Origin of the sequence: Saccharopolyspora sp. NPDC049426 (assembly GCF_040676935.1) — a bacterium.
GTDB lineage: Bacteria > Actinomycetota > Actinomycetes > Mycobacteriales > Pseudonocardiaceae > Saccharopolyspora.
This window is the reverse complement of sequence record NZ_JBFAPZ010000008.1, coordinates 313,594-332,959: the sequence shown is the minus strand read 5'-3', so window position 1 is coordinate 332,959 and position 19,366 is coordinate 313,594. Positions and strand designations below refer to the sequence as shown.

General features: G+C 68.2%; 17 protein-coding genes. 10 read left to right on the top strand and 7 right to left on the bottom strand.

Annotated elements, in window-relative coordinates; genetic code table 11:
* Positions 1-363 precede the first annotated feature (363 nt).
* Positions 364-1,404 (top strand): NAD(P)-dependent alcohol dehydrogenase, encoded by a 1,041-nt coding sequence (locus AB0J78_RS19985; RefSeq protein WP_363791051.1) that lies wholly within the window; start codon positions 364-366, stop codon positions 1,402-1,404.
* 188 nt (positions 1,405-1,592) lie between these two features.
* Here AB0J78_RS19985 and AB0J78_RS19980 read toward each other — a convergent pair whose 3' ends face one another.
* Together AB0J78_RS19980 and AB0J78_RS19975 are read right to left on the bottom strand one after the other, a co-directional pair.
* Positions 1,593-1,811, bottom strand: coding sequence for a DUF397 domain-containing protein (locus tag AB0J78_RS19980; protein ID WP_363791049.1), 219 nt, complete (start codon positions 1,809-1,811; stop codon positions 1,593-1,595).
* Positions 1,804-2,673, bottom strand: coding sequence for a helix-turn-helix transcriptional regulator (locus tag AB0J78_RS19975; protein ID WP_363791047.1), 870 nt, complete (start codon positions 2,671-2,673; stop codon positions 1,804-1,806). The genes AB0J78_RS19980 and AB0J78_RS19975 overlap by 8 nt, the downstream gene beginning before the upstream one ends.
* Positions 2,674-2,848: 175 nt before the next feature.
* Here AB0J78_RS19975 and AB0J78_RS19970 point away from each other — a divergent pair, with 175 nt between their 5' ends.
* Positions 2,849-3,178 carry a hypothetical protein gene (locus AB0J78_RS19970; RefSeq protein WP_363791046.1) on the top strand — a complete coding sequence of 110 codons (330 nt, stop codon included), beginning with the start codon at positions 2,849-2,851 and terminating at the stop codon, positions 3,176-3,178.
* A gap of 77 nt (positions 3,179-3,255) precedes the next feature.
* Here the strand turns inward: AB0J78_RS19970 and AB0J78_RS19965 are convergent, their stop codons facing one another.
* The 3 genes from AB0J78_RS19965 to AB0J78_RS19955 are packed head-to-tail and all read right to left on the bottom strand — an operon-like array spanning position 3,256 to position 4,714.
* Entirely contained in the window at positions 3,256-3,681 is a 426-nt protein-coding gene (locus AB0J78_RS19965; RefSeq protein WP_363791044.1) for a hypothetical protein, read from the bottom strand.
* A gap of 1 nt (position 3,682) precedes the next feature.
* Entirely contained in the window at positions 3,683-4,399 is a 717-nt protein-coding gene (locus AB0J78_RS19960; RefSeq protein WP_363791042.1) for a hypothetical protein, read from the bottom strand.
* A gap of 18 nt (positions 4,400-4,417) precedes the next feature.
* On the bottom strand, positions 4,418-4,714 hold the full coding sequence (locus AB0J78_RS19955) for a hypothetical protein (protein WP_363791041.1): 297 nt from the start codon (positions 4,712-4,714) through the stop codon (positions 4,418-4,420).
* 103 nt (positions 4,715-4,817) lie between these two features.
* Between AB0J78_RS19955 and AB0J78_RS19950 the strand changes: the two genes are divergently transcribed.
* From AB0J78_RS19950 to AB0J78_RS19930, 5 genes are all read left to right on the top strand, one after another.
* Positions 4,818-5,132 carry a hypothetical protein gene (locus tag AB0J78_RS19950; protein WP_363791039.1) on the top strand — a complete coding sequence of 105 codons (315 nt, stop codon included), beginning with the start codon at positions 4,818-4,820 and terminating at the stop codon, positions 5,130-5,132.
* Between the two features lie 185 nt (positions 5,133-5,317).
* Positions 5,318-5,698, top strand: a complete 381-nt coding sequence (locus AB0J78_RS19945; protein WP_363791037.1) for a hypothetical protein — start codon at positions 5,318-5,320, stop codon at positions 5,696-5,698.
* Between the two features lie 212 nt (positions 5,699-5,910).
* The gene (locus AB0J78_RS19940; protein ID WP_363791034.1) at positions 5,911-7,422 is read left to right on the top strand and encodes an acetyl-CoA hydrolase/transferase family protein; all 1,512 of its coding nucleotides are present in this window, start codon (positions 5,911-5,913) and stop codon (positions 7,420-7,422) included.
* 45 nt (positions 7,423-7,467) lie between these two features.
* A complete protein-coding gene (locus tag AB0J78_RS19935; RefSeq protein ID WP_363791032.1) occupies positions 7,468-9,027 on the top strand; it encodes a M20/M25/M40 family metallo-hydrolase in 1,560 nt (519 codons plus the stop codon).
* 442 nt (positions 9,028-9,469) lie between these two features.
* Positions 9,470-9,892: a GreA/GreB family elongation factor gene (locus tag AB0J78_RS19930; RefSeq protein WP_363791030.1), complete on the top strand. Its 423-nt coding sequence runs from the start codon at positions 9,470-9,472 to the stop codon at positions 9,890-9,892.
* Positions 9,893-10,034: 142 nt separating this feature from the next.
* Here AB0J78_RS19930 and AB0J78_RS19925 read toward each other — a convergent pair whose 3' ends face one another.
* Positions 10,035-15,530, bottom strand: a complete 5,496-nt coding sequence (locus AB0J78_RS19925; RefSeq protein WP_363791028.1) for a carboxyl transferase domain-containing protein — start codon at positions 15,528-15,530, stop codon at positions 10,035-10,037.
* Positions 15,531-15,740: 210 nt separating this feature from the next.
* On the opposite strand from AB0J78_RS19925, the gene AB0J78_RS19920 reads away from it, so the two are divergent.
* The 3 genes from AB0J78_RS19920 to AB0J78_RS19910 all read left to right on the top strand — a co-directional run bounded on the left by AB0J78_RS19920 (position 15,741) and on the right by AB0J78_RS19910 (position 18,398).
* Positions 15,741-16,715 carry a hypothetical protein gene (locus AB0J78_RS19920; protein ID WP_363791026.1) on the top strand — a complete coding sequence of 325 codons (975 nt, stop codon included), beginning with the start codon at positions 15,741-15,743 and terminating at the stop codon, positions 16,713-16,715.
* A gap of 149 nt (positions 16,716-16,864) precedes the next feature.
* Positions 16,865-17,608, top strand: a complete 744-nt coding sequence (locus AB0J78_RS19915; protein WP_363791024.1) for a DUF4190 domain-containing protein — start codon at positions 16,865-16,867, stop codon at positions 17,606-17,608.
* Between the two features lie 346 nt (positions 17,609-17,954).
* A complete protein-coding gene (locus AB0J78_RS19910) occupies positions 17,955-18,398 on the top strand; it encodes a ribonuclease domain-containing protein (RefSeq protein ID WP_363791022.1) in 444 nt (147 codons plus the stop codon).
* 33 nt (positions 18,399-18,431) lie between these two features.
* Here the strand turns inward: AB0J78_RS19910 and AB0J78_RS19905 are convergent, their stop codons facing one another.
* On the bottom strand, positions 18,432-19,352 hold the full coding sequence (locus AB0J78_RS19905; protein WP_363791020.1) for a D-isomer specific 2-hydroxyacid dehydrogenase family protein: 921 nt from the start codon (positions 19,350-19,352) through the stop codon (positions 18,432-18,434).
* Positions 19,353-19,366: the final 14 nt, after the last annotated feature.

Genomic DNA, 19,366 nt, shown 5'->3' with positions numbered 1-19,366 from the left:
GTCCCGCTCGCCATCCCGGTCCACCCATCATGTTGCGGGGCAATGGTTTCCGTCACCGAGTCGTTCGGCGACCGGATGGTCGTGCGCAGGGAGGACGACCGCACGTCCGTGCGTGCGGAAGCGCGCATTCGCGCTCCGACATGCGCTTGAGCAACAACGAGGTCGGGTCCTGGCGACGCTCGATCGCGATCACACACCCAGGGTGCTCGCTGCGCCCGGCCGCACATGACCGCGATTCCGGTGAACCCGATGGTCCGTACGGCTGGTCGGCCCGCGCCAACGCGCGCGCCGAACGGCCCGCGGTCACATACGATGCGTGACCAGAAGGTCGCATCGCGAAGCAACCCCGCGGAGGAGCAGGCGATGAAGGCGTTGCAATACCGGGAGATCGGCGCAGCCCCCGAGGTCGTCACCGTCCCCGACCCGGAGCCCGGTCCCGGTCAGGTGCTGCTGAAGGTCACCGCTGCCGGCGCGTGCCACTCCGACATCGCCGTGATGAGCTGGCCCGCGGAAGGCTTCCCCTACGCGCTGCCGCTGACCTTGGGCCACGAAGGCGTGGGCACGGTAGCCGCGCTGGGCGCGGGCGTCACCGGTGTGGCCGAGGGCGACGCCGTCGCCGTCTACGGCCCGTGGGGATGCGGCACCTGCCTCAACTGCGCCGCAGGCAAGGAGAACTACTGCCTGCGCGCCACCGAACTCGGCATCCACCCGCCCGGACTCGGCGCCCCCGGGTCGATGGCCGAGTACGTGCTCGTCGACGACCCCCGCCACCTCGCGCCCCTGAACGGCCTCGACCCGGTCGCCGCGGCCCCGCTGACCGACGCAGGACTCACCCCGTACCACGCGATCAAACCCTCGCTGCCCAAACTCGTCCCCGGAGCGACCGCTGTGGTCATCGGCGTCGGCGGGCTGGGCCACATCGCCGTCCAGATCCTCCGCGCGCTGACCACCGCCCGCGTCATCGCCCTCGACGTCAACGAGGACAAGCTAACCCTCGCCCGCACCGTCGGCGCCCACGACACCGTGCTCTCCGACGAACGAGCAGCCACGAAGGTCCGCGACCTCACCGACGGCCGCGGAGCCCAAGCCGTCTTCGACTTCGTCGGCGCACAACCCACCGTGGAAACCGCCGGAGCCGTCGCCTCGGTCGAAGCCGACATCACCATCGTCGGCATCGGAGGAGGCAGCCTCGCCGTCGGCTTCGGCCTACTCCCCTTCGAAGCCTCGGTCACCGCCCCCTACTGGGGCAGCCGAAGCGAGTTCCACGAAGTGCTGGAACTGGCCCGAGCCGGAGCCATCTCCGTCCACACCGAGACCTACACCCTCGACGAAGCCCCACTGGCGTACGAACGCCTCCACGACGGCCAGATCAACGGCCGCGCCGTGATCGTGCCGAACAACTGAGGGCACACATCACCCGGCCTGGAGCGATTCTGCGACGAAAGCGCGCCGCACTCGGCTATTCGCGTTCGCAGCTTAAGGGGCCCACGTCTTGCACCCGATCACGCTTGGCCCAACCAGGTACGAGCTGCCGCCAAAGCAGCTCGAACAATGACGCGTCGGTCTGCTGGGATTAAGAACCGCGGCAGGAATCAGACGCCACCAGCGCCCAAATCGTCGAACTCGCCTGCTTTGCAGCCCTTGATCCAGGCATCCATCTCGGCCGGGGTGAAGAGCATGACGCCCGCTTCGGGACGCTTGCTGTTGCGCACGGCGATGGTGCCCTCCTGCAGCGAAGCGACCTCGACGCAGTTGCCCCCGGCATCGCTGAAGCTGGACTTGCGCCAGGCGGCGTTGGACAGGTCAGACATGGGTCGCGTCCCTCCGATGCTGTTGCTCCAATACTGCAACCAGCATCTCGGCTGATTCAGCCTCGGACAGCGCCATATGACGCAGATCATCGAACATGTTGATGAGCGTGACGACGCCACCTTCATCACTGACCATGTGCCCGCCCAACGGGCCGTCGAAGTAGCCCAGTGGCGGGTCGATCTTGGCATCAGCGAAATGCAGCACGGTGAAGTTGCTGGCTATGCCTCCGATTCCACGGCTTTCCGCAGCGAGTACTTGTATGGTGATGTTCGGACTCTGCGACGCCTCCACGAGTCGTCGCAACTGGCTGGCAAGCACACCTGGCCCGCCAACCTGCAGGCGCAACGCCGCTTCGGCGACCACCACGTGCAGTTGCAGGAGATTCGGTTCACCCAACCTCCTCTGTCTTTGCATCCGAGCCGCGACCCACTTGTCGACGAATTCGGGAGCAACCTTGTGCCGTCCGGCAGTGTGGATCGCACGGGCGTACTCCTCGGTCTGCAGCAATCCGGGCACGAGGACAGGTTCGAAGGAACTCAGAGCTGTCGCGTCTTCTTCGAAACTGACCAGCGGGCGCAGCCACTCAGGTAGGCCGTAAGTAACCCACTGCGAAGTCCCTTGCCTCGACTGGTCACGTAGCTGTTCCAAACCGGTCCGCACCGAAGCAGGAGCGCTCAGCTCCACCAACAGACAAGCCAAGTCCGATTTGCTGATTTTTGTCTTGCCCGACTCCCAGTTGACCAGCGTCGCGTGCGTGCGCCCGATCGCCGATCCCACATCGGTCTGTGTGCGGCCGGCGGCCTCACGAAGGCGCCGCAACTCCGCACCCAGCCGCCGCAACGGTGCTGACGAACCAGCCATCGTCGGCCCCTCTCGCTGAAGATCGACCTGGCGGGAACCCTACCGGTAGCACCTTGACATCAAAGATTACGCCCGACCGGATGATGACGATCTTTTATGTCAATCTCTAACATCACGTGTTGGATGAGGCAGTCGCCGAGACACGCGCGAGCCGCCACCGACACCTGGAGGACCTATGACAAGCGCAATCGACAACCAAGCGGACGATCCCAACCTCCGTCCAATATGCGGCCGCGCGCGGTTTACCGAGCTGGTCGAGGCCCTAGTCGCGGACTTCACACCGCAGATGTTCGCCGTTGTACAGGAGTATGGCGACTGTCTGGATGCCGACATAGTCGCTTGGGGCATCGCGTTCGAAAACCGTGTCGAAGTCATCGACGTGAGCGGTGGACTCCGGATGAGCCTGCAGTCACCTGAGCGAGCGCTGCAAGCCTTTCAAACCGACGGCGACTTCACCACACACCTAGTCTGGGCGAGTCCCGAACCAAACACGCAACGACCTTAAAAAGGTACAAGGTCAACATCGACAGGTTCTCCACCGAGAAGAATTTACAACTACAACCCGCTGATCACCCTAGTGGCCTATAGATCACGCCTGCCCGGATCTTCAAGGAAAGTCATCTGACTGAAGTCTTCGTCTTCTTCCTCGGAACTAGGCGTATCCTGAGGAGCAGGCCCGCCCGGTCCATTACCTTGCGCGAAATGACGGCGAATCTCGTCGAACTGTCGCTCCCCTTCCTCCGCGAGCTCCTGCTTCTCATCCTCGGACATTTCATTCACACGATTAATCGCTTGTTGCGCAAGGGGAGCAACCGCCTGGCCAAATGCCGCGGTCTGAGCAACGTCACGCAGACTGGCTTTGCCCGCCAGCACGTCATCCACGAGCTTGCGGAATTGCGGGTTCTCGACCCTGTCGCGCAGCAGCTGAAGCGAAGCACGGAGGTGGCGCGAGCGCGCCTCATCGCCACGAGCGATATCAAGCACCGGCTCCTGCTCGGGATTGGACACGTCAGGCTCCAGGGTGATCGTAAGCCCCTGCGGGCAACGGGTGGTTCTTGAAGCCATGCAAGTTGCCCAGGAGTCCAGCAATGATTCCAGACGTACCGGTGCAGAGGTTCCAGGCCATTCCGTGGTACTTGCAGATGTCCATCCAGACCTGAACAGCTCGGCCGATAGTGAGCAGCATCGCACTGCCACCAGCGATCGCACCAACGCCCGTCCAACTGCTGATTGCAGTGGCAGCAGCTTCGATGACGAACCCAATCGCAAGATCGAACAACAGCTCCAACAAGCTGACCATCGTCTTCGCTGTCGCCCACACTCCGTAGGCCGCCTGCTCGAACTGCTCGCCAACTTTCTCTAGCGCTGAGATTTGGTCACGCAGCGACTTGGGCAGCGCCTCGAAATACTCCCCCGCCGCCGAAGCCGCGTTGCCCTCCCAAACTTTCAGCATGTCAGCACCGCCACGGTCAATTTCAGCGGCAAATGCTTCATGAAACTTGCTCAGGTTCTTCAGTGCGTCGCCAGCTTTGGCCACAGCTTCCCAGTTTCCGGCAAGTTCCTTCGCGACCCACTCCGCTGGGTTCACCCCAGAGACTTGGTCGATAAAAATGTACACCCAATGGCCCAGACTGAAAAAATCAGGAAATGATACCGCCTTGTCGATCGCGTCGGGAATTGCTTTCTCTGCGACCGGGGCAACAAGGGTTGCTTTTGGTTCACTCATCGCCGCAATCCTTAACTTTTACGAACTGGGGTAGGTTGCATCAAGTCGGCGTTCCTCGTTTGCATCGGTTTCCCGGTAGACCTTCGCGGACTTCTCGAGCTCTCCCGCAGAGGCGGACAGTAGTTGGTCCAAGTGCTTGAGGTTGTCACCAACGGCGGCTTTGGTGTCATTGTTCGCGTTGGCGATCGTGGCGAACATCCGCGCATCGCCGTAGTCGTAGGACAGGTGCTGGTTTAAGTACTCCTGCGCCTTCTTCACGTCGTCCTGCAAGCCCTTCAGCAGAGACGCAAATGCATCGAGCCCTTCGGGCTGCACTCGAAACCCCATACGAATCCCCTCTCTCTGGTGATCACGCCAGCGCGACCGCGTAGGCTACCGCCTGAAGCGATGCGCTGGCACAAAAAACGGGAAGGACGTCATGTCGCTGCAGTCCACACCCCCTGCTAATCCCGCCCGCCGCCGCTGGCTGCGGGTGGCATGGATCGCCACCTTCACACCGATCTGCGCAGGACTGCTCATCGCCGGCTTTGCGTTCCACTGGGCGTTCTTGCTTGCCGCTGCGCTCTGGGGAGGAGCGCTGGGGTGCGTGCTCCGCATGGAATCCCTTGATCACCGCAGCCGGTCGGTGGCCCAGGCAAGCCCACGTCAGCAGCTCGCCAAGGCGGGGTGGCTGTTCCTCGCCATTGCCTTGATCTTCGCCAGTGCCGGGGTTGTGAGCGCGGCTTTCCGGTAGACCGCAGTGCGTCACGGGATCGCCGGTCCGGCTGACGGACTGGCCGTCATGGTCGGGGCAAATGGCCTGCGCAGTGACGTGTTGGGCGTGGTGGACTGGGGTATTCACCGCCGTGCGGGAAGGCAGGTGAGGAGATGTCGTCTGGGCATTCGGGTGGGTCGTCTTCGGTTGCAGGTGGCCGGGCTTTGGCTGTCTGGCGGCGGTTGAGCGCGGTTTTCCTGCTGGGCATGGGTGGGATTCATCTTTTTCTCGTGCTCACCGGGACCGGGGGTTTGCTCGGGGTGTTGTTCGTGGTGAACGCGGTGGGGGCGGTTGCGTTGGCCGTGGCGGTGATCGTGGTCCGGCAACAGCGGTTGGGGCTGGCGAGCGGTCTGGGGCTGCTGTTCGTGTTGGGGACGTTGTTGGCGTTGTTGATCGCGTTGAGCCCGGTTTCGCTGTTCGGGATGCGGTCGAGCCTCGGCTACCGGCTGGCGCCGACCTCGATCGTCGTGGAGTCGGTCGGGGTGGTCGTCCTCGCGGTGACCACGGTGCTCGCGCTCCGGAAGCGCGCCGGTGGAGTTCGCTGAGCGACCATCGGTGTCGCTCAGCGAACGATGCCGAGACGCTCGCCTGAACCCTCGGCCGCCGCGTCTTGCCTGGTGAGCGCGCTCCTTCAATGCGGCTCGTGCCCCACGTCACAGCCGGTTCCGCTCGGTGTCGCGCTTAGGATCCGCGTCACAGCAAGCGCCCTTGGCCCGAGATGGCGCTGCGCGTCTCAACGTTGAGCGGGAGGTCGTGGATGACCGGCAGGATTCGGAATCGGCAGTTCGCGTCGAAGATCGTCTCGGCGGAGGAGGCCGCCGCGATGATCGAGCCCGGCGAGAACGTGGGCATGAGCGGGTTCACCGGTGCCGGGTATCCGAAGGAGGTGCCGGGAGCGCTGGCGAAGCGGGTCGCCAGGTCCCACGAGCAGGGGCGGCCGATGAAGGTCGGGTTGTGGACCGGGGCATCGACCGCTCCGGAGCTCGACGGGGCGCTGGCGGAGGTGGAGGGGATCGACCTCCGGTTGCCGTACCAGTCGGATCCGGTGAGCCGGGCGAAGATCAACGCGGGCCGCCTGGACTACACCGACATCCACCTCTCGCACGTGGCGCAGCGGGTGTGGCAGGGCATCTACGGCGAGCTGGACGTTGCTGTCGTGGAGGTCAGCGGCATCACCTCGGACGGCCGGTTGATCCCGTCCTCTTCGGTGGGCAACAACAAGACGTGGCTGGAGCAGGCCGATCGGGTGATCCTCGAGGTGAACTCGTGGCAGAGCGAGCACCTCGACGGCATGCACGACATCTACTACGGGACCGCTCTCCCACCCCACCGCAAGCCCATCCCGATCACGCACCCCGCCGACCGGATCGGCGTGCCTTACCTGGAATGCCCGGCGGACAAGGTGATCGCGGTCGTGGAGACCGAATCACCCGACCGCAACGCGGCTTTCACACCGCCCGACCGGACCTCCGAGCAGATCGCCGGGCACGTCCTGGACTTCATGGAGCTGGAGGTGCGCAGCGGCCGGTTGCCCAGGGAGCTGCTGCCGCTGCAGTCCGGGGTGGGCAACGTCGCCAACGCCGTCCTCGCCGGTCTCGGAACGGGCCCGTTCGACGGGCTGACCGCCTACACCGAGGTCATCCAGGACGGGATGCTGCAGCTCATCGAATCGGGCAAGCTCCGGATGGCTTCCGCGACGGCGTTCTCGCTGAGCCCGACCGCGGTCGACCGGTTCAACCGGGACACCGCCGCCTACCGCGACAAGATCGTGCTGCGGCCGCAGGAGATCAGCAACCACCCCGAGGTGGTGCGACGGCTCGGCTGCCTGGCGATGAACGGGATCGTGGAGGCCGACATCTACGGCAACATCAACTCCACGCACCTGATGGGCAGCCGCATCCAGAACGGCATCGGCGGCTCCGGCGACTTCGCGCGCAACGCCTACGTGTCGATCTTCGTGACGCCGTCGCAGGCCAAGAACGGCGACGTGTCGGCGATCGTGCCGATGGTCTCGCACGTCGACCACACCGAGCACGACGTGGACGTAGTCGTGACCGAGCAGGGCCTGGCCGACCTGCGCGGACTGTCACCCAAGAAGCGTGCGGAACGCATCATCGACCGCTGCGCGCACCCCGACTTCCGGCCGCTGCTCCACGACTACTTCCAGCGCGCGCAGCACTCGTCGTTCGGGCTGCACACCCCGCACCTGCTCGACGAATCCCTGTCCTGGCACCACCGCTACGTCGAGCACGGATCGATGCGACCGTGAGCATCCACCCGCGTGCGAGGCGGGGGTCGGGGTCAGACTGTGGTCATGTCTCAACCGCCGTTGCTGCTCGCGCTGGATCTGACGGGGACGTTCGCGTTCGGCCTCAACGGTGCGCTCACCGCCGTGCGCGTGGTGCGGCTCGACCTGGTCGGGGTCCTCACGCTGGGCATGATGACCGCGCTCGGCGGCGGCATCCTGCGGGACATCCTGATCGGGTCGCTGCCGCCCGCCACCTTCAGCGACGCGCTCTACCTGGGCGTCGCCGCTGGTGGGGCGCTCGTGGCGTTCTTCATCAGCGTGGAACTGGAGCGGTTCGCGAAGCTGATCACGATCTTCGACGCGATCGGGCTCGGCGTGTTCTGCGTGACCGGTGCCAGCAAGGCGCTGGCGTACGGCCTCGGCGGGGTGCAGGCGGTGCTGCTGGGGGCGCTCACGGCCGTCGGCGGCGGGACCCTGCGCGACATGGCGATCAAGCGGGTCCCCTCTGTGCTGACCAGCGACTTCTACGCCGTTCCTGCGCTGGTGGGCGCCACGCTGACGGTGCTCACCGTGCACCTGGGGATCTACGGGATCGCGAGCGCGCTCGTGGCCGCGGCGGTGTGCTTCACCATCCGGATGCTCGGGGTCAGGTACAGCCTGCGGGTGCCCAGCACGCCGCGGCGCGATGGTGCGGGTCGGCCGGCGGTGGCGCATCCTGGCCGAGATTCCGGGCGCACACCCAGGAGTGAGACCAGCACGGACACGCCACGAGCCGCAGCGGTGCTCGCCGTTTTCGACTCCGCGCTGGCCTGGCAGGAGGACTTCTACCGGGATCTGCACGCGCACCCGGAGCTGTCCCACCAGGAGACCCGCACGGCATCGCTGGTCGCCGAACGGCTCCGGGGATCCGGCTACCAGGTCCACGAGGAGGTGGGCGGCACCGGCGTGGTCGGGGTGCTGGCCAACGGTGACGGGCCCACGGTCCTGCTGCGGGCCGACATGGACGCCCTACCGGTGCAGGAGGACACCGGCCTGCCCTACGCGAGCACCGCGACCGCTGACGGCGAACCGGTGATGCACGCGTGCGGCCACGACGTGCACGTGGCCTGCCTGCTCGGGGCCGCGCAGCTGATGGCCTCGGCCACCGGCCGGTGGAACGGCACGCTGGTCGTGCTGTTCCAGCCCGCCGAGGAGGTCGCCGACGGCGCCCGGGGCATGGTCGACGACGGTCTCCGCGCGCTCATCCCCCGACCTGATGTGGCGCTGGCCCAGCACGTGCTGCCGATGCCGGCCGGGACCGTGGCCACCAACGCGGGCCCAACGCTCGCCGCGGCCGACAGCGACGCCTCGTCCACCGGCAAGGTCGCCGAGGCGTTCGCCGGCTTCTTCGGGGACCGCGCCGGGCCTCTCGGCCGGTGGGCCGCCAGCGAGGACTTCAGCGACCTGGCCACCGCCTTCGACATCCCCTACACCTATTGGGGCATCGGCGGCCTCGATCCCGACCTGTTCGACGGCGGCTCCCAGGACGTCCCGGCGAACCACTCGCCCACCTTCGCCCCGGCGATCCAACCGACGTTGACCACGGGCACCCAGGCTCTCGTCGTGGCCGCTCTCGTCTGGCTCTGACCAGCGACCTCTTCCAGTTCGACCTGCGGTAGACCGCGGTCGTGCCGCGGGCTGGAGGAACCGCACAAGTGCCACTGTTCGATTTGTTCGCTTTCCACAGCGGCGTTGGTCTGAACGTCTGCCATGATCGGGCTTGAACGGTGAGGTCAGATCACGGGAGGGCTGGTCATGGGCGCTATCGCACGCACCCGTCGTGGTCCACGGGCCTCAGCGGTGATCGGCTCGCCTTCCGAAGACCGCGCGACCGTCCGGCTCAGACCGGTACGCCGCCGACGGTGATCACCCCGCGCGACTGAGCGGCGCGAGCGGACATCGTCCACCGACGCCTCGCCGAGCTTCCTCCCGATGCCGCGCACCTCGGATCGCTGAGGTCCGGACGCACACCTCTTCGCATCACGCGGCAGCAACGTCTTGATCCCGACCCGTCGACACGAGGAAGACCATGACGACCACGCACCCCCGCTGGATGACCCAGGACGCTCACGACCGGCTGCGGGCCGAGCTCGCCGAACTGGTTTCCCACCGTCCCGCCGCCGAGCTGGACGACGAGGGGCACCGGCGTGCTCGCATCCGGCAGATCAGAGATCTGCTGAACAACGCGGTGGTCGGTGACCCGCCGCCGGACGACGGGGTCGCCGAGCCCGGCATGCAGCTCACCGTCCGCTACGACGACGGCGAGATCGAGACCTTCCTGCTCGGCACCCGCGACGGGACCGACACCGACGGTCTCGCGGTCTACTCCCCCGAATCGCCGCTCGGCGCCGCCCTGACCGGAGCCCGGCAGGGCGACGAGCGGACCTACGAGGTCCCCAACGGGGGCACCGAGCGGGTCACCCTCCTCAAAGCGGTCCCGCACCACCCGTGACGCCTTCGCGGCCGGCCGGCCGACGCCGTGTCGATCGGACGGCCCCCTCGCGCCTGCGTTCAGGGTCGGTTCTGGTCCGAACCGTCCATGATCGATGCCCTCTTCGACCGGACAGTTCGGACCAGATCCGCAACCCTCTGGTTCAGCGCTGCTGCGCCGCCTTCTCGATGGCGTCGATGATCCGAGGACGCAGCTCTTCCGCGCTCACGATCGCGTCGACGGAGCCGACCTCCACCGCGCGCTGGATGCTGTGGACGCGGTCGAACTCCGCGGCCACCTCGCCGAGCTTCTCGGCACGCACCTCGGCCCGGACGTCGGCCAGCTTCAGGCTCTGAGCCGCTCGTTCCGGACCGTCGGCAGCCGACACGAGCTCCTCGAGCTCCCGCACCCTCGGGTCGTTCGCGGTGCGCTCGTTGACATCACCCGCGAAGACGACCGCTGCCGCCGGTGCGCCACCGATCACCGAGGCGTAGGAACCCTCGACCGCGAGGACGGTCATGTTCGGGTTCAGCGCCTTGGAGAACACGACGAACGCGCCGCCGTGGTAGCGGGAGATCACGCAGAACACGATCGGGCCGTCGAAGTTGACGATGGCCCGGCCGATCTCGGCGCCGTACTCCAGCTGCAGCTTGCGCATCGACTCGGGCGAGCCGTCGAACCCGGAGAGGTTCGCCAGCACCACCAGCGGCCGGTTCCCGCTGGCCGCGTTGATCGCTCGCGCGACCTTCTTCGACGACCGCGGGAACAGGGTGCCCGAGGTGTAGGCGTCCGGCCCGTCGGTGGGCGGGAACCCGCGCCGAGCGACCGAACGCGATTCGACACCGATCAGGCAGACCGGGCTGCCACCGAGGTGCGCGTCCTGGACGACGGCCGTGTCGGCGTCGGCCATCCCGGCCCACCGCTCCAGCACCGGGTGGTCCTGGTCGGACACCGCCCGCATCACGGTCCGGATGTCGAAGGACTTCTTGCGGTCCGGGTTGTGCTCGGCGGAGAAGATCTGCCCCACGGTGCTGAAATCGCTGTCGGCGAGCTCGTGCGGGTAGGTCGAGACGTCGCGATCGCGCGGGTCGCTGCTGCCCGCCCGGCGCGGCCCGGCCTCGCCCGGGGCGATGTAGGTGTGCTCGTAGTGGGCCATCAGGACGTCGTTGGCGGCGGCGAGGTTCGGCGCCCAGTACTGGGCCTGCCCGTTCGGGCCCATCACCCGGTCGTAGCCGCCGATGCCGAAGTTGTCCTCGGCCGACACGCCACCGGAGAAGTCCAGCGACTGCTTGCCGGTGAGCACCATCGCCGAATCCGGTGTCATCACCAGGATTCCCTTGGTGTGCATGAGCATCGTGGCCTCGGCGTTCCAGTACGGCTGCGCGCCGACGTTGATGCCCGCCACCACGACGTTGATCTCACCGCCACCCTGGGTGAACGTGACGATCTTCTTGAGCGCGGCGGCCACCCAGTCCATGTTCTCGGTGCCCGAGGACATCGAGATCCGCGCACCCGCCGACAGCGCGAACCACTCCAGCGGCACCTGCATCCGCTCGGCCAGGTCCAGCGCGGCGATCACGCGCGAGCACTCCGGCTCCGACAGGGCGCCCAGCGCCTTGGTCGGATCGCCCAGCAGCACCACCCGCGACATCCCCTCGGGGTGCCGGCGCGTGGGCGTGGTGACCACGCCCGCCACGATCGCCGCCGAGTTCTGCCCCTTCGGCCGGTCCACCGGCACCAGCACGCCGTCCTCGTCGAGGTCGTGCTCGACGAAGCGGCCGTGGGCGCCGGCGAGCATCTTCGTCAGCTCGTACGGGTACGCGGTCCCGCGGTTGGCCGCCCGCAACACCTTCTGCCGGTAGGAGTCCAGCGGCTGCACCGGCTCCACCGACGGCTGCTCGACGGAGAGCCGCATCCCCGCCCCGGCGTCGTAGCCGATGCGCACCGCGACCTCGCCGAGCTCACCGGTCTCCGGGTCGGGCTGGCGCACCAGGAACAGCACTTCCTCCAGCCCGGCACCGGCCGTCGTGGGCAGCACGCGCTGCGCGACGACGTCGAGCTCCTCCATGGACAGCTCGTTCGGAGGCCAGACGTAGATGACGATGCGGTTGGTCCCGGATCGCTTGTTCGCCTTGGGCTTCTTCGCCTGGGCCTTGCGGATCGCGTCGAGGCACGCGGTGAGCACGCCCTCCGCGGCGGGCAGCGCGACGAGCCTGCCGTCGGACTCCCGCAGCGGCGTCAGGTCACGCACCTGGGCCAGCGCCACCAACCGCTCGTCAGCGGGGTTCTGCGGTGCCACGCACCGGAACAGGTAGACCTCCTCGTCTGCCGAGGGCAGGCGGTCGAGGTCGAACTCGCGCAGCCGCTCCAGCTGCATCCGATCGGCGAGCAACGGGTGCAGCCCGCGGATCAGGCGTTCCTCGGCGAAGCCCTCCGGCGACGGGCGGAAGGTGAAGTGGTGGTGCATCACCGCACCACTGGGACCGGCCACCGTGGTGGTGATGCGGTTGACCTGGCTCGGCAGCTGCTGAGCGGCGAGCACCTCGCCGAGCCGGGCCGCCATCGCGTCGGTGTCGTCGGGCTGGCCGTCCCACACCAGGTAGACGTCGGCGACCAGGCCGCCGTCGGTGGCCAGCTCACCGATCGCCCGCACGACGTCGGGCAGCGCGGCGAAGTCCACCGCCGTGCTCACCACGCGCGAACCCGCGCTCCGGTGCTCGGCGGTGACGAAGGTGCAGTCGGCGACCTCGACCGTGCGGACGTCGTCGAGCTCCCGGTTGCCGTAGTAGCGGCGGGCGAGCACCTCCAGCAGCGGCGCCGGGTCGGTTCCCTCGCGACCGATGCGCTGCCCGACGAGCCGGACCAGCGGTTCGGCGCTGGAGACCATCGCGGAGATCCGCTCGGCCCGGTCCGGTGCGGCCGGGTTCTCGTCCAGGTACCTCAGGTGCTTGCGCACCCCCGCGTAGACCTCCGCGCGGTGGCGCCGCAGCATCGGCTGGGCGAACCAGCGGAACGCCACGGTGCGGGCGAGGTCGGACAGCGCGGGGAACCGCAGCTGGGTGGCCGCCACCAGGTGCTCCAGGGCGAGACCGGCGGGCTGCCGGTTCGCGCCGGAGGGCGGCGCCTCGGCGAGCCACTGCCGCAGCAGCGTCGCCATGGCCGCCTCGTCCGAGGAGGCGCGCTGCTGGGCGAGGAAGATCCGGAAGACCGCCTCCTCCAGCTCCGGGGTCCGGTCCAGCTCGTCGACCCCGTAGTGGGCGAGGACCTTGACCAGGCGCCGCTGGAACGTCTCGGACAGTCCGGCCCGCTCGACGTCGAGGCTCTGCAGGTAGGTGTGGAAGTACTCGCGCGAGCTGTGCACCCGCGAGTCCGCCGCCGTCTCCTCCCCGACCGGCCGGTTGCGGCTCAGCTCGGAGAGGTCGGCGAAAACCTCCAGGAGCTCGATCTCCTCGGCCAGCGGACGCCGTCCGGCCTCGACCAGTTCCTCGCGGGCCCGCAGGTAGTCGTTGAGGACGCGGCGCTCGTCCTGCGGGTCCACGTCGAACCCGAGCAGCATGCTGCGCAGGTCCTGCCGGCTGCGCGTCGCGCGTTCGCCCGCGTCGATCCCTTCCCGTCCCGGGGGGAGCGCGAGATCAGCGGTCTCGGACGTGGCCTGCTCCGCGTCGGCTTCGTCGGAGTCGCCGAGCGGTTCCAGCCGCAGCAGCGGCGCGCCCGTCTCGACCTGGCTTCCCGTGCGCACCAAGCACTCCCGCAGCTTGGCGCGGAAGGGTGCGCGCAGCACGGTCTCCATCTTCATGCTCTCCAGCACGAGGACCGCTGCGCCTTCCTCGACCTCGGCGCCGACCTCCAGCGGGGTCGCGACGACCAGCGCGGGCGCGGGCGAGCGCAGCACGCCGCCCTCGTCGCGGCTGACCCGGTGCGCCACGCCGTTCACCTCGGCCAGGCACACCGGACCGTGGGTGTCGGTGACCAGGCGGTAGCGCTCGCCGTTGACGGTGAGCTGCCCGACGTGGTCGTCGAAGCGCTCGACCTCGACGTCGGCGGTGTGCACCGGAGCGCCGCTGCCCGCGCTGATCCCGATCCGGAACCGCTCGTGCCCGATGCGCGCCACCTGCACCCGGTAGGAGTTGCCCCGCAGCTTGAACTCCAGAGGCCTCCCGCTCTCGTGCTGCGCCTGCGGCCGTCCGCCGTGCGCCGCGGCCAGGAACCGCTGCCGCTCGACGAGCTCGGCGTCCTCGTACGCCTCGATGCCGGCCGCGGCCAGGGCGATCGCGGAGTGCCGGTGCGACTGGAGCTCACCTTCGGCGCGGACCCGGTCGATCCAGCCCGTGTCGGCGGAACCGTCGATCACCTCGGGCCGGTCGAGCAGGTCGAGCACGAAGCTCTTGTTGGTCGCGCCGCCGGAGACGATCACCGTGGTCTGCGCCATCGCGCGACGCAGCCTGCCCAGCGCCTCGTCCCGGTCGCGCCCCACGGCGATGATCTTGGCGATCATCGAGTCGAAGTCGGCGGGGATGCTGTCGCCCTCGTCCACACCGGTGTCGACGCGGATGCCGGGTCCTGCGGGGAAGTCGAGCCGGACGATCTTGCCCGGTGCCGGTGCGAAGTCGCGTTCCGGGTCCTCGGCGTTGAGCCGGGCCTCGATGGCGTGCCCGGATTCGGCGGGCGGCTCCCCTTCGAGCTTGCCGCCCGACGCCACGTGCAGCTGGGCCTTCACCAGGTCGATGCCGGTGGTGGCCTCGGTGATCGGGTGCTCGACCTGCAGGCGGGTGTTGACCTCCAGGAAGGCGAACAGCCGGTCACCGGGGTGGTAGAGGAACTCCACGGTCCCGGCGCCCCGGTAGTCCACGGCCAGCGCGAGCCGCTCGGCCGCGGCCTTCAGCTCCGCGCTCTGCTCGGCGCTGAGCACCGGCGAGGAGGATTCCTCGATGACCTTCTGGTTGCGCCGCTGCACGGAGCAGTCGCGGACCCCCAGCGCCCACGCCGTGCCCTGGCCGTCGGCGATCACCTGGACCTCGACGTGCCGGGCGCCGGTGACCAGCCGTTCCAGGAAGACCGCGCCGCTGCCGAACGCCCGCTCGGCCTCCAGCCGGGTGCGCTCGTAGGCGTCGGCCAGTTCCCGCTCGTCGTTGATCACGCGGATGCCGCGTCCGCCACCGCCCGCGGTGGCCTTGAGCATCAGCGGGTAGCCGATCTCACCCGCGCTGCGGACGGCCGAGTCCAGGTCGGCGACCTCGCCCCGGCTCCACGGCGCGACCGGGACACCGACCTCCTCCGCGATCAGCTTCGCGCCGATCTTGTCGCCGAGCTTGCGCATCGCATCGGCGCTCGGGCCGATGAAGGTCACGCCCACCTTCTCGCAGAGCTCGGCGAACGCCGGGTCCTCCGCGACGAAGCCCCAGCCGACCCAGGCCGCGTCCGCCCCGGTCTCGACCAGCGCCCGCTCCAGCACACCCAGGTCCAGGTAGGGCCGATCCCGAGCCGCACCGAGGTCGTAGCCGAGGTCCGCCTCCCGCACGAAGGCCGCCGAGCGGTCCGCGTCGGTATGGAGGGCGACGGTCTCGATCCGGGCTCCGGTCTCGGCCTCGACCTCCCGCACAGCATGAATCAGCCGCATCGCGGCTTCCCCGCGGTTGACGATCGCCACACGACGGAACACCGACAAGACCTCCCAATCTCCTCACGGGAGCTGTCACTCCCGACGTTCAAGAACACCCTCCCGGTTACCGGGAAGTAGGGATATGTAGCCAGCCTGGCGTGGTGGACCCCGAAAATAGTCGAGACCCACCAAACGGAAGCCCTCCGGACGCCGCCGGTAGGTCCGCGATCACGATCCGGCGTCGATCACCGGAACCGTTGATGGACACTGGTGGCGCACGCGCAGCCCCTGGAGGAACAGATGGCCTTCACCCCGCAGACCTGGCCGGGCCGGGTCATCCCGGCCGACCGGGAGCAGGTCGAGCTGGCCACCAGGAAGCTGTTCGGCGAACTCTTCCCAGGTCACCCGGTGACCTCGGAGGCCGTCGCGATCCTCAACCGCTGGTTCGACGCGGGCTGGTGCGTGGACGCGATCAAGGTCGCGCTCGACAACCTCCCGGAGGGCCAGGAGGGCTTCCAGCCCCGGCGGGGCGACCGGGAGTCGCCGGAGGACTTCCTGGTCAGGCGGTTGCGGAAGTGGTTCCGCGACTCGGACGACGACTTCGAGCGCAACGCGCGGCTGGCTCCGCCCCGGGCCGGGCAGTCGCTGGACATGCACCTGCGGCTCAAGCGCCAGCAGCAGATCAACGACGGGTTGGTCTCCCGGCCCCGGAGGTTGTCCGCCGCCGGGCAGCAGGCCCGTGAGAAGGTGCGGGAGCGCGCGGGCAAGGGGCGTCCGGACGCGATCGCCCGAGCGCGCGCCCGGGACGCGCGCGTGCAGCGTGCGATGGACGCGCTCGACGTCGACGTGCCGCCCGCTCACGCCGAGAACGGCCCGGGCGCTCCGGACGATCGACGCGGGTCGCAGATGGTGGCCGCGTACGCCGCAAGGGCCGCGACGGTCAAGAACGACCCGACCGTGCGACGCATCCTCGCCCGCCTCACCGAGGAGCGCCGGCGTCCGAACGCGCAGGAGACCACCATCCTCCGACGCGCCGTGCGCGGCGCCCAGCAGCGCGCGAGCCTCGGCACCCTCGACGCCGCCACGGCGGATTCCACCAACGCGGTTCTCGGTGAGGACGCGCAGCGCATCCTCACCTACCTGGACCACGCCGTGAACTCCGGCCTGACCCTCGACCAAACCCTCGCCCTCATGCACACCCAGGTCGACGCCGTCACCGAAAACCCGCAGCCCGGTCGGCAGTAGCCCGCCGTTCGCCAGGTTGACCCTTCGGCCGAAAGGGCCCGGAAAAGATCTCCTGAATGCGAACTCTTTCCGCCATTTCGCAGACAGAGCCCCATGTTCGCACGGTAATGTTCTGACCTCGAAGAGTAATTTCCATGAAGGAAGAGGTCATGACGACTTCGGCTTACACGCCTCAGCCTGCTCCGGTTCAGCCGCGCAACGGAATGGGAACCGCGGCGCTGGTTCTGGGCATCCTCGGCCTGCTGCTGGCCTGGATCCCGATCATCGGCTTCATCGGATTCGTCTTGGGCGCGCTCGCGATCGTCCTCGGAATCATCGGCATCGTGCGGGCCCGCAAAGGACGCGCGACCAATCTCGTCGTCGCGGCCATCGGCACCGGCCTCGGGGTTGTCGCGTTCATCCTCAGCACCGTCGTGTTCGGCCTGTTCGCCACGGCGGTCAACGAGCAGATCAACACTCCCGGCTCGGTCATCGGGACCGGCATCACGCAGGGAGATCAAGCCGCTCCCACGGTGATCGCGTTCGGGCAGGGCCACACCTGGAGCGGCGGTGAAACCGTGACCGTCTCCACCCCTCGCGAGTTCACCCCGGACAACCAGTTCCTGCAGGCACCTTCGGGCAAGCGGTTCGTCTCGGTGGACGTGGCGGTCAAGAACGGCACCAGCCAGCCCTACCAGGTAATGATGGCGCAGCTGACCGCGCAGCACGCCGGCCGCGTCGCGCAGGAGAACTTCACCGCCGGCGACCCGCTGCCCAACACCGAGATCCCGCCCGGCGGCGAGGTCACGTTCACCAAGGTCTGGGAGGTCGACCAGCAGCCCGGTGAGCTGCAGGTGTCGGTCAAGCCCAACCCCATCGCCGGTCAGACGGTGTTCTTCAAGGGCCAGTTCTGAGCACTGCTGTCGGCCACGTAGTGCATTGAACTTCGCCCCACCGGCGGAATGGGACGTTTCAACTGAAACTTCACCCCCTCCGAATGCGTGGTTTCCTCAGGAGGGTCGAGGTTTCAGTTGAAACCTTCGTCGTGGGGTGCTGGCGGAGATGAGGCGTTTGCTTCCGCCTGTTCTGCTCGCGAGGACCACGTGGTCGGGTTCGACGCCGTCACGTCGCGGGGTCAGGGCTGATGTCGTTCGGACTGTTCCCGCGCGCTTGAGCCAGTTGTCCAGTTGTCGCAGATCCGACCCGAAAGCCTTCAGACGCCTCTAGATTCCGAGGCGCTGCCAACTTTCGGGAGAACGCGTGAGGCACAACCGAATCAACCCAGTGATCAAGCTGCTCGTTTCCGCTTTCGCCGTGCTCGGCTTGCTCGGCGGCGGCAGCGCCGTGATCGCCCCGACCGCCACGGCCGCCATCGCGCAGGCCTGCGAGGTCAAGGGGTGCGACGAGGCTCGCAGCTCGAACGAGATCTGGGCGTCGCTGAACTACCCGCCGGAGCGCGGCTGGGTGGACTGGCCGGACGGGCAGTGCAACTTCGCCGGCGGCGCCTACAACAACTACGAGGGCCAGCTCCCCGAGGGCCACAGCTACCTCGAATTCGACGTCACGCCGCGCGAGTGCGGCGCCCAGCGCCAGGCCTACCGCCTGGTCCTGGACACGACCACCAACGAGGTGTACTTCTCCCCCCCACCACTACGGCACCTTCCACCTGCTCTGAGCGCCACACCGGATCAGCTCACGGCGTGATCGGGGACCGGAATACCGGAGTAATCCGGGTGGCTAGTACCCGCGTGTGAGGTCCACCGTTCCGATCAGGGTTTCTCCTCGGACGTACCGGCCGATGTTGTGCGCCAACCGTTCGTGGAATCCGCGGCGGAGGGTGACCGCCGGGTTGGCCACGTGCGGAGTGACGACGGCTCGCGGATGAGTCCACAGTGGATGACCGTCGGGCAGCGGCTCGGGGTCGGTGACGTCGAGGGCCGCCCCGCCGATGGTCCCCTCGTCCAGCGCTTCCACCAGAGCCTCCGTGTCCACGACCGAGCCTCGGGCGACGTTGACCAGCCACGCGCCCGGGCGCATGCGCTCGATCTGGTCGCGGCCCACGAGGTGCTGGGTGTCGCTGGTCGCGGGCGCGGCGACGACGACGTGGTCGGCCTGCGACCAGACCTGCGCCGCGTCGTCAGCCGCCACGGTGCGGAGGGCGCCTGGAACGGTCCGTCCGCTGCGGTTGACGGCGATGACCTGGGCGCCGAGCGCTCGCAGGGACGGGATGAGGGCGCGGCCGATGCTGCCGCAGCCGATGATGGCCACCGTCGCACCACCGAGCGTCCCCACGGCCGGCATCAGCTCGGCCTTGGACCACGTGGTGGCGCGGACGCACTCCGGCATCCGACGTATCCCGGTGAGCAGCAGCAACAGCGCGTGCTCGGCGACCGGTGCGGCGTAGGCACCGGTCGCCGAGGTCCAGGTGCGCGCGCCGTCGACGATCCCGGCCTGGAACCACTGCTCGACCCCGGCCGAGGGGAGCTGCACCCAGCGGATCGAATCCGGCAGCGCTGAAGGGAACTCGGCGGTGGCCGAGGTCGTCCAGGCCAGCGCCTCGGCCTGGTCGAGCCCCACCACTTCCGCGCCCGCATCGCGGGCGACCTCGGCCACACCACCATCGGGGTCCGGCAGGACGGCGATCTCGAGCTTGTTCATGCTTCCTCGCTCGG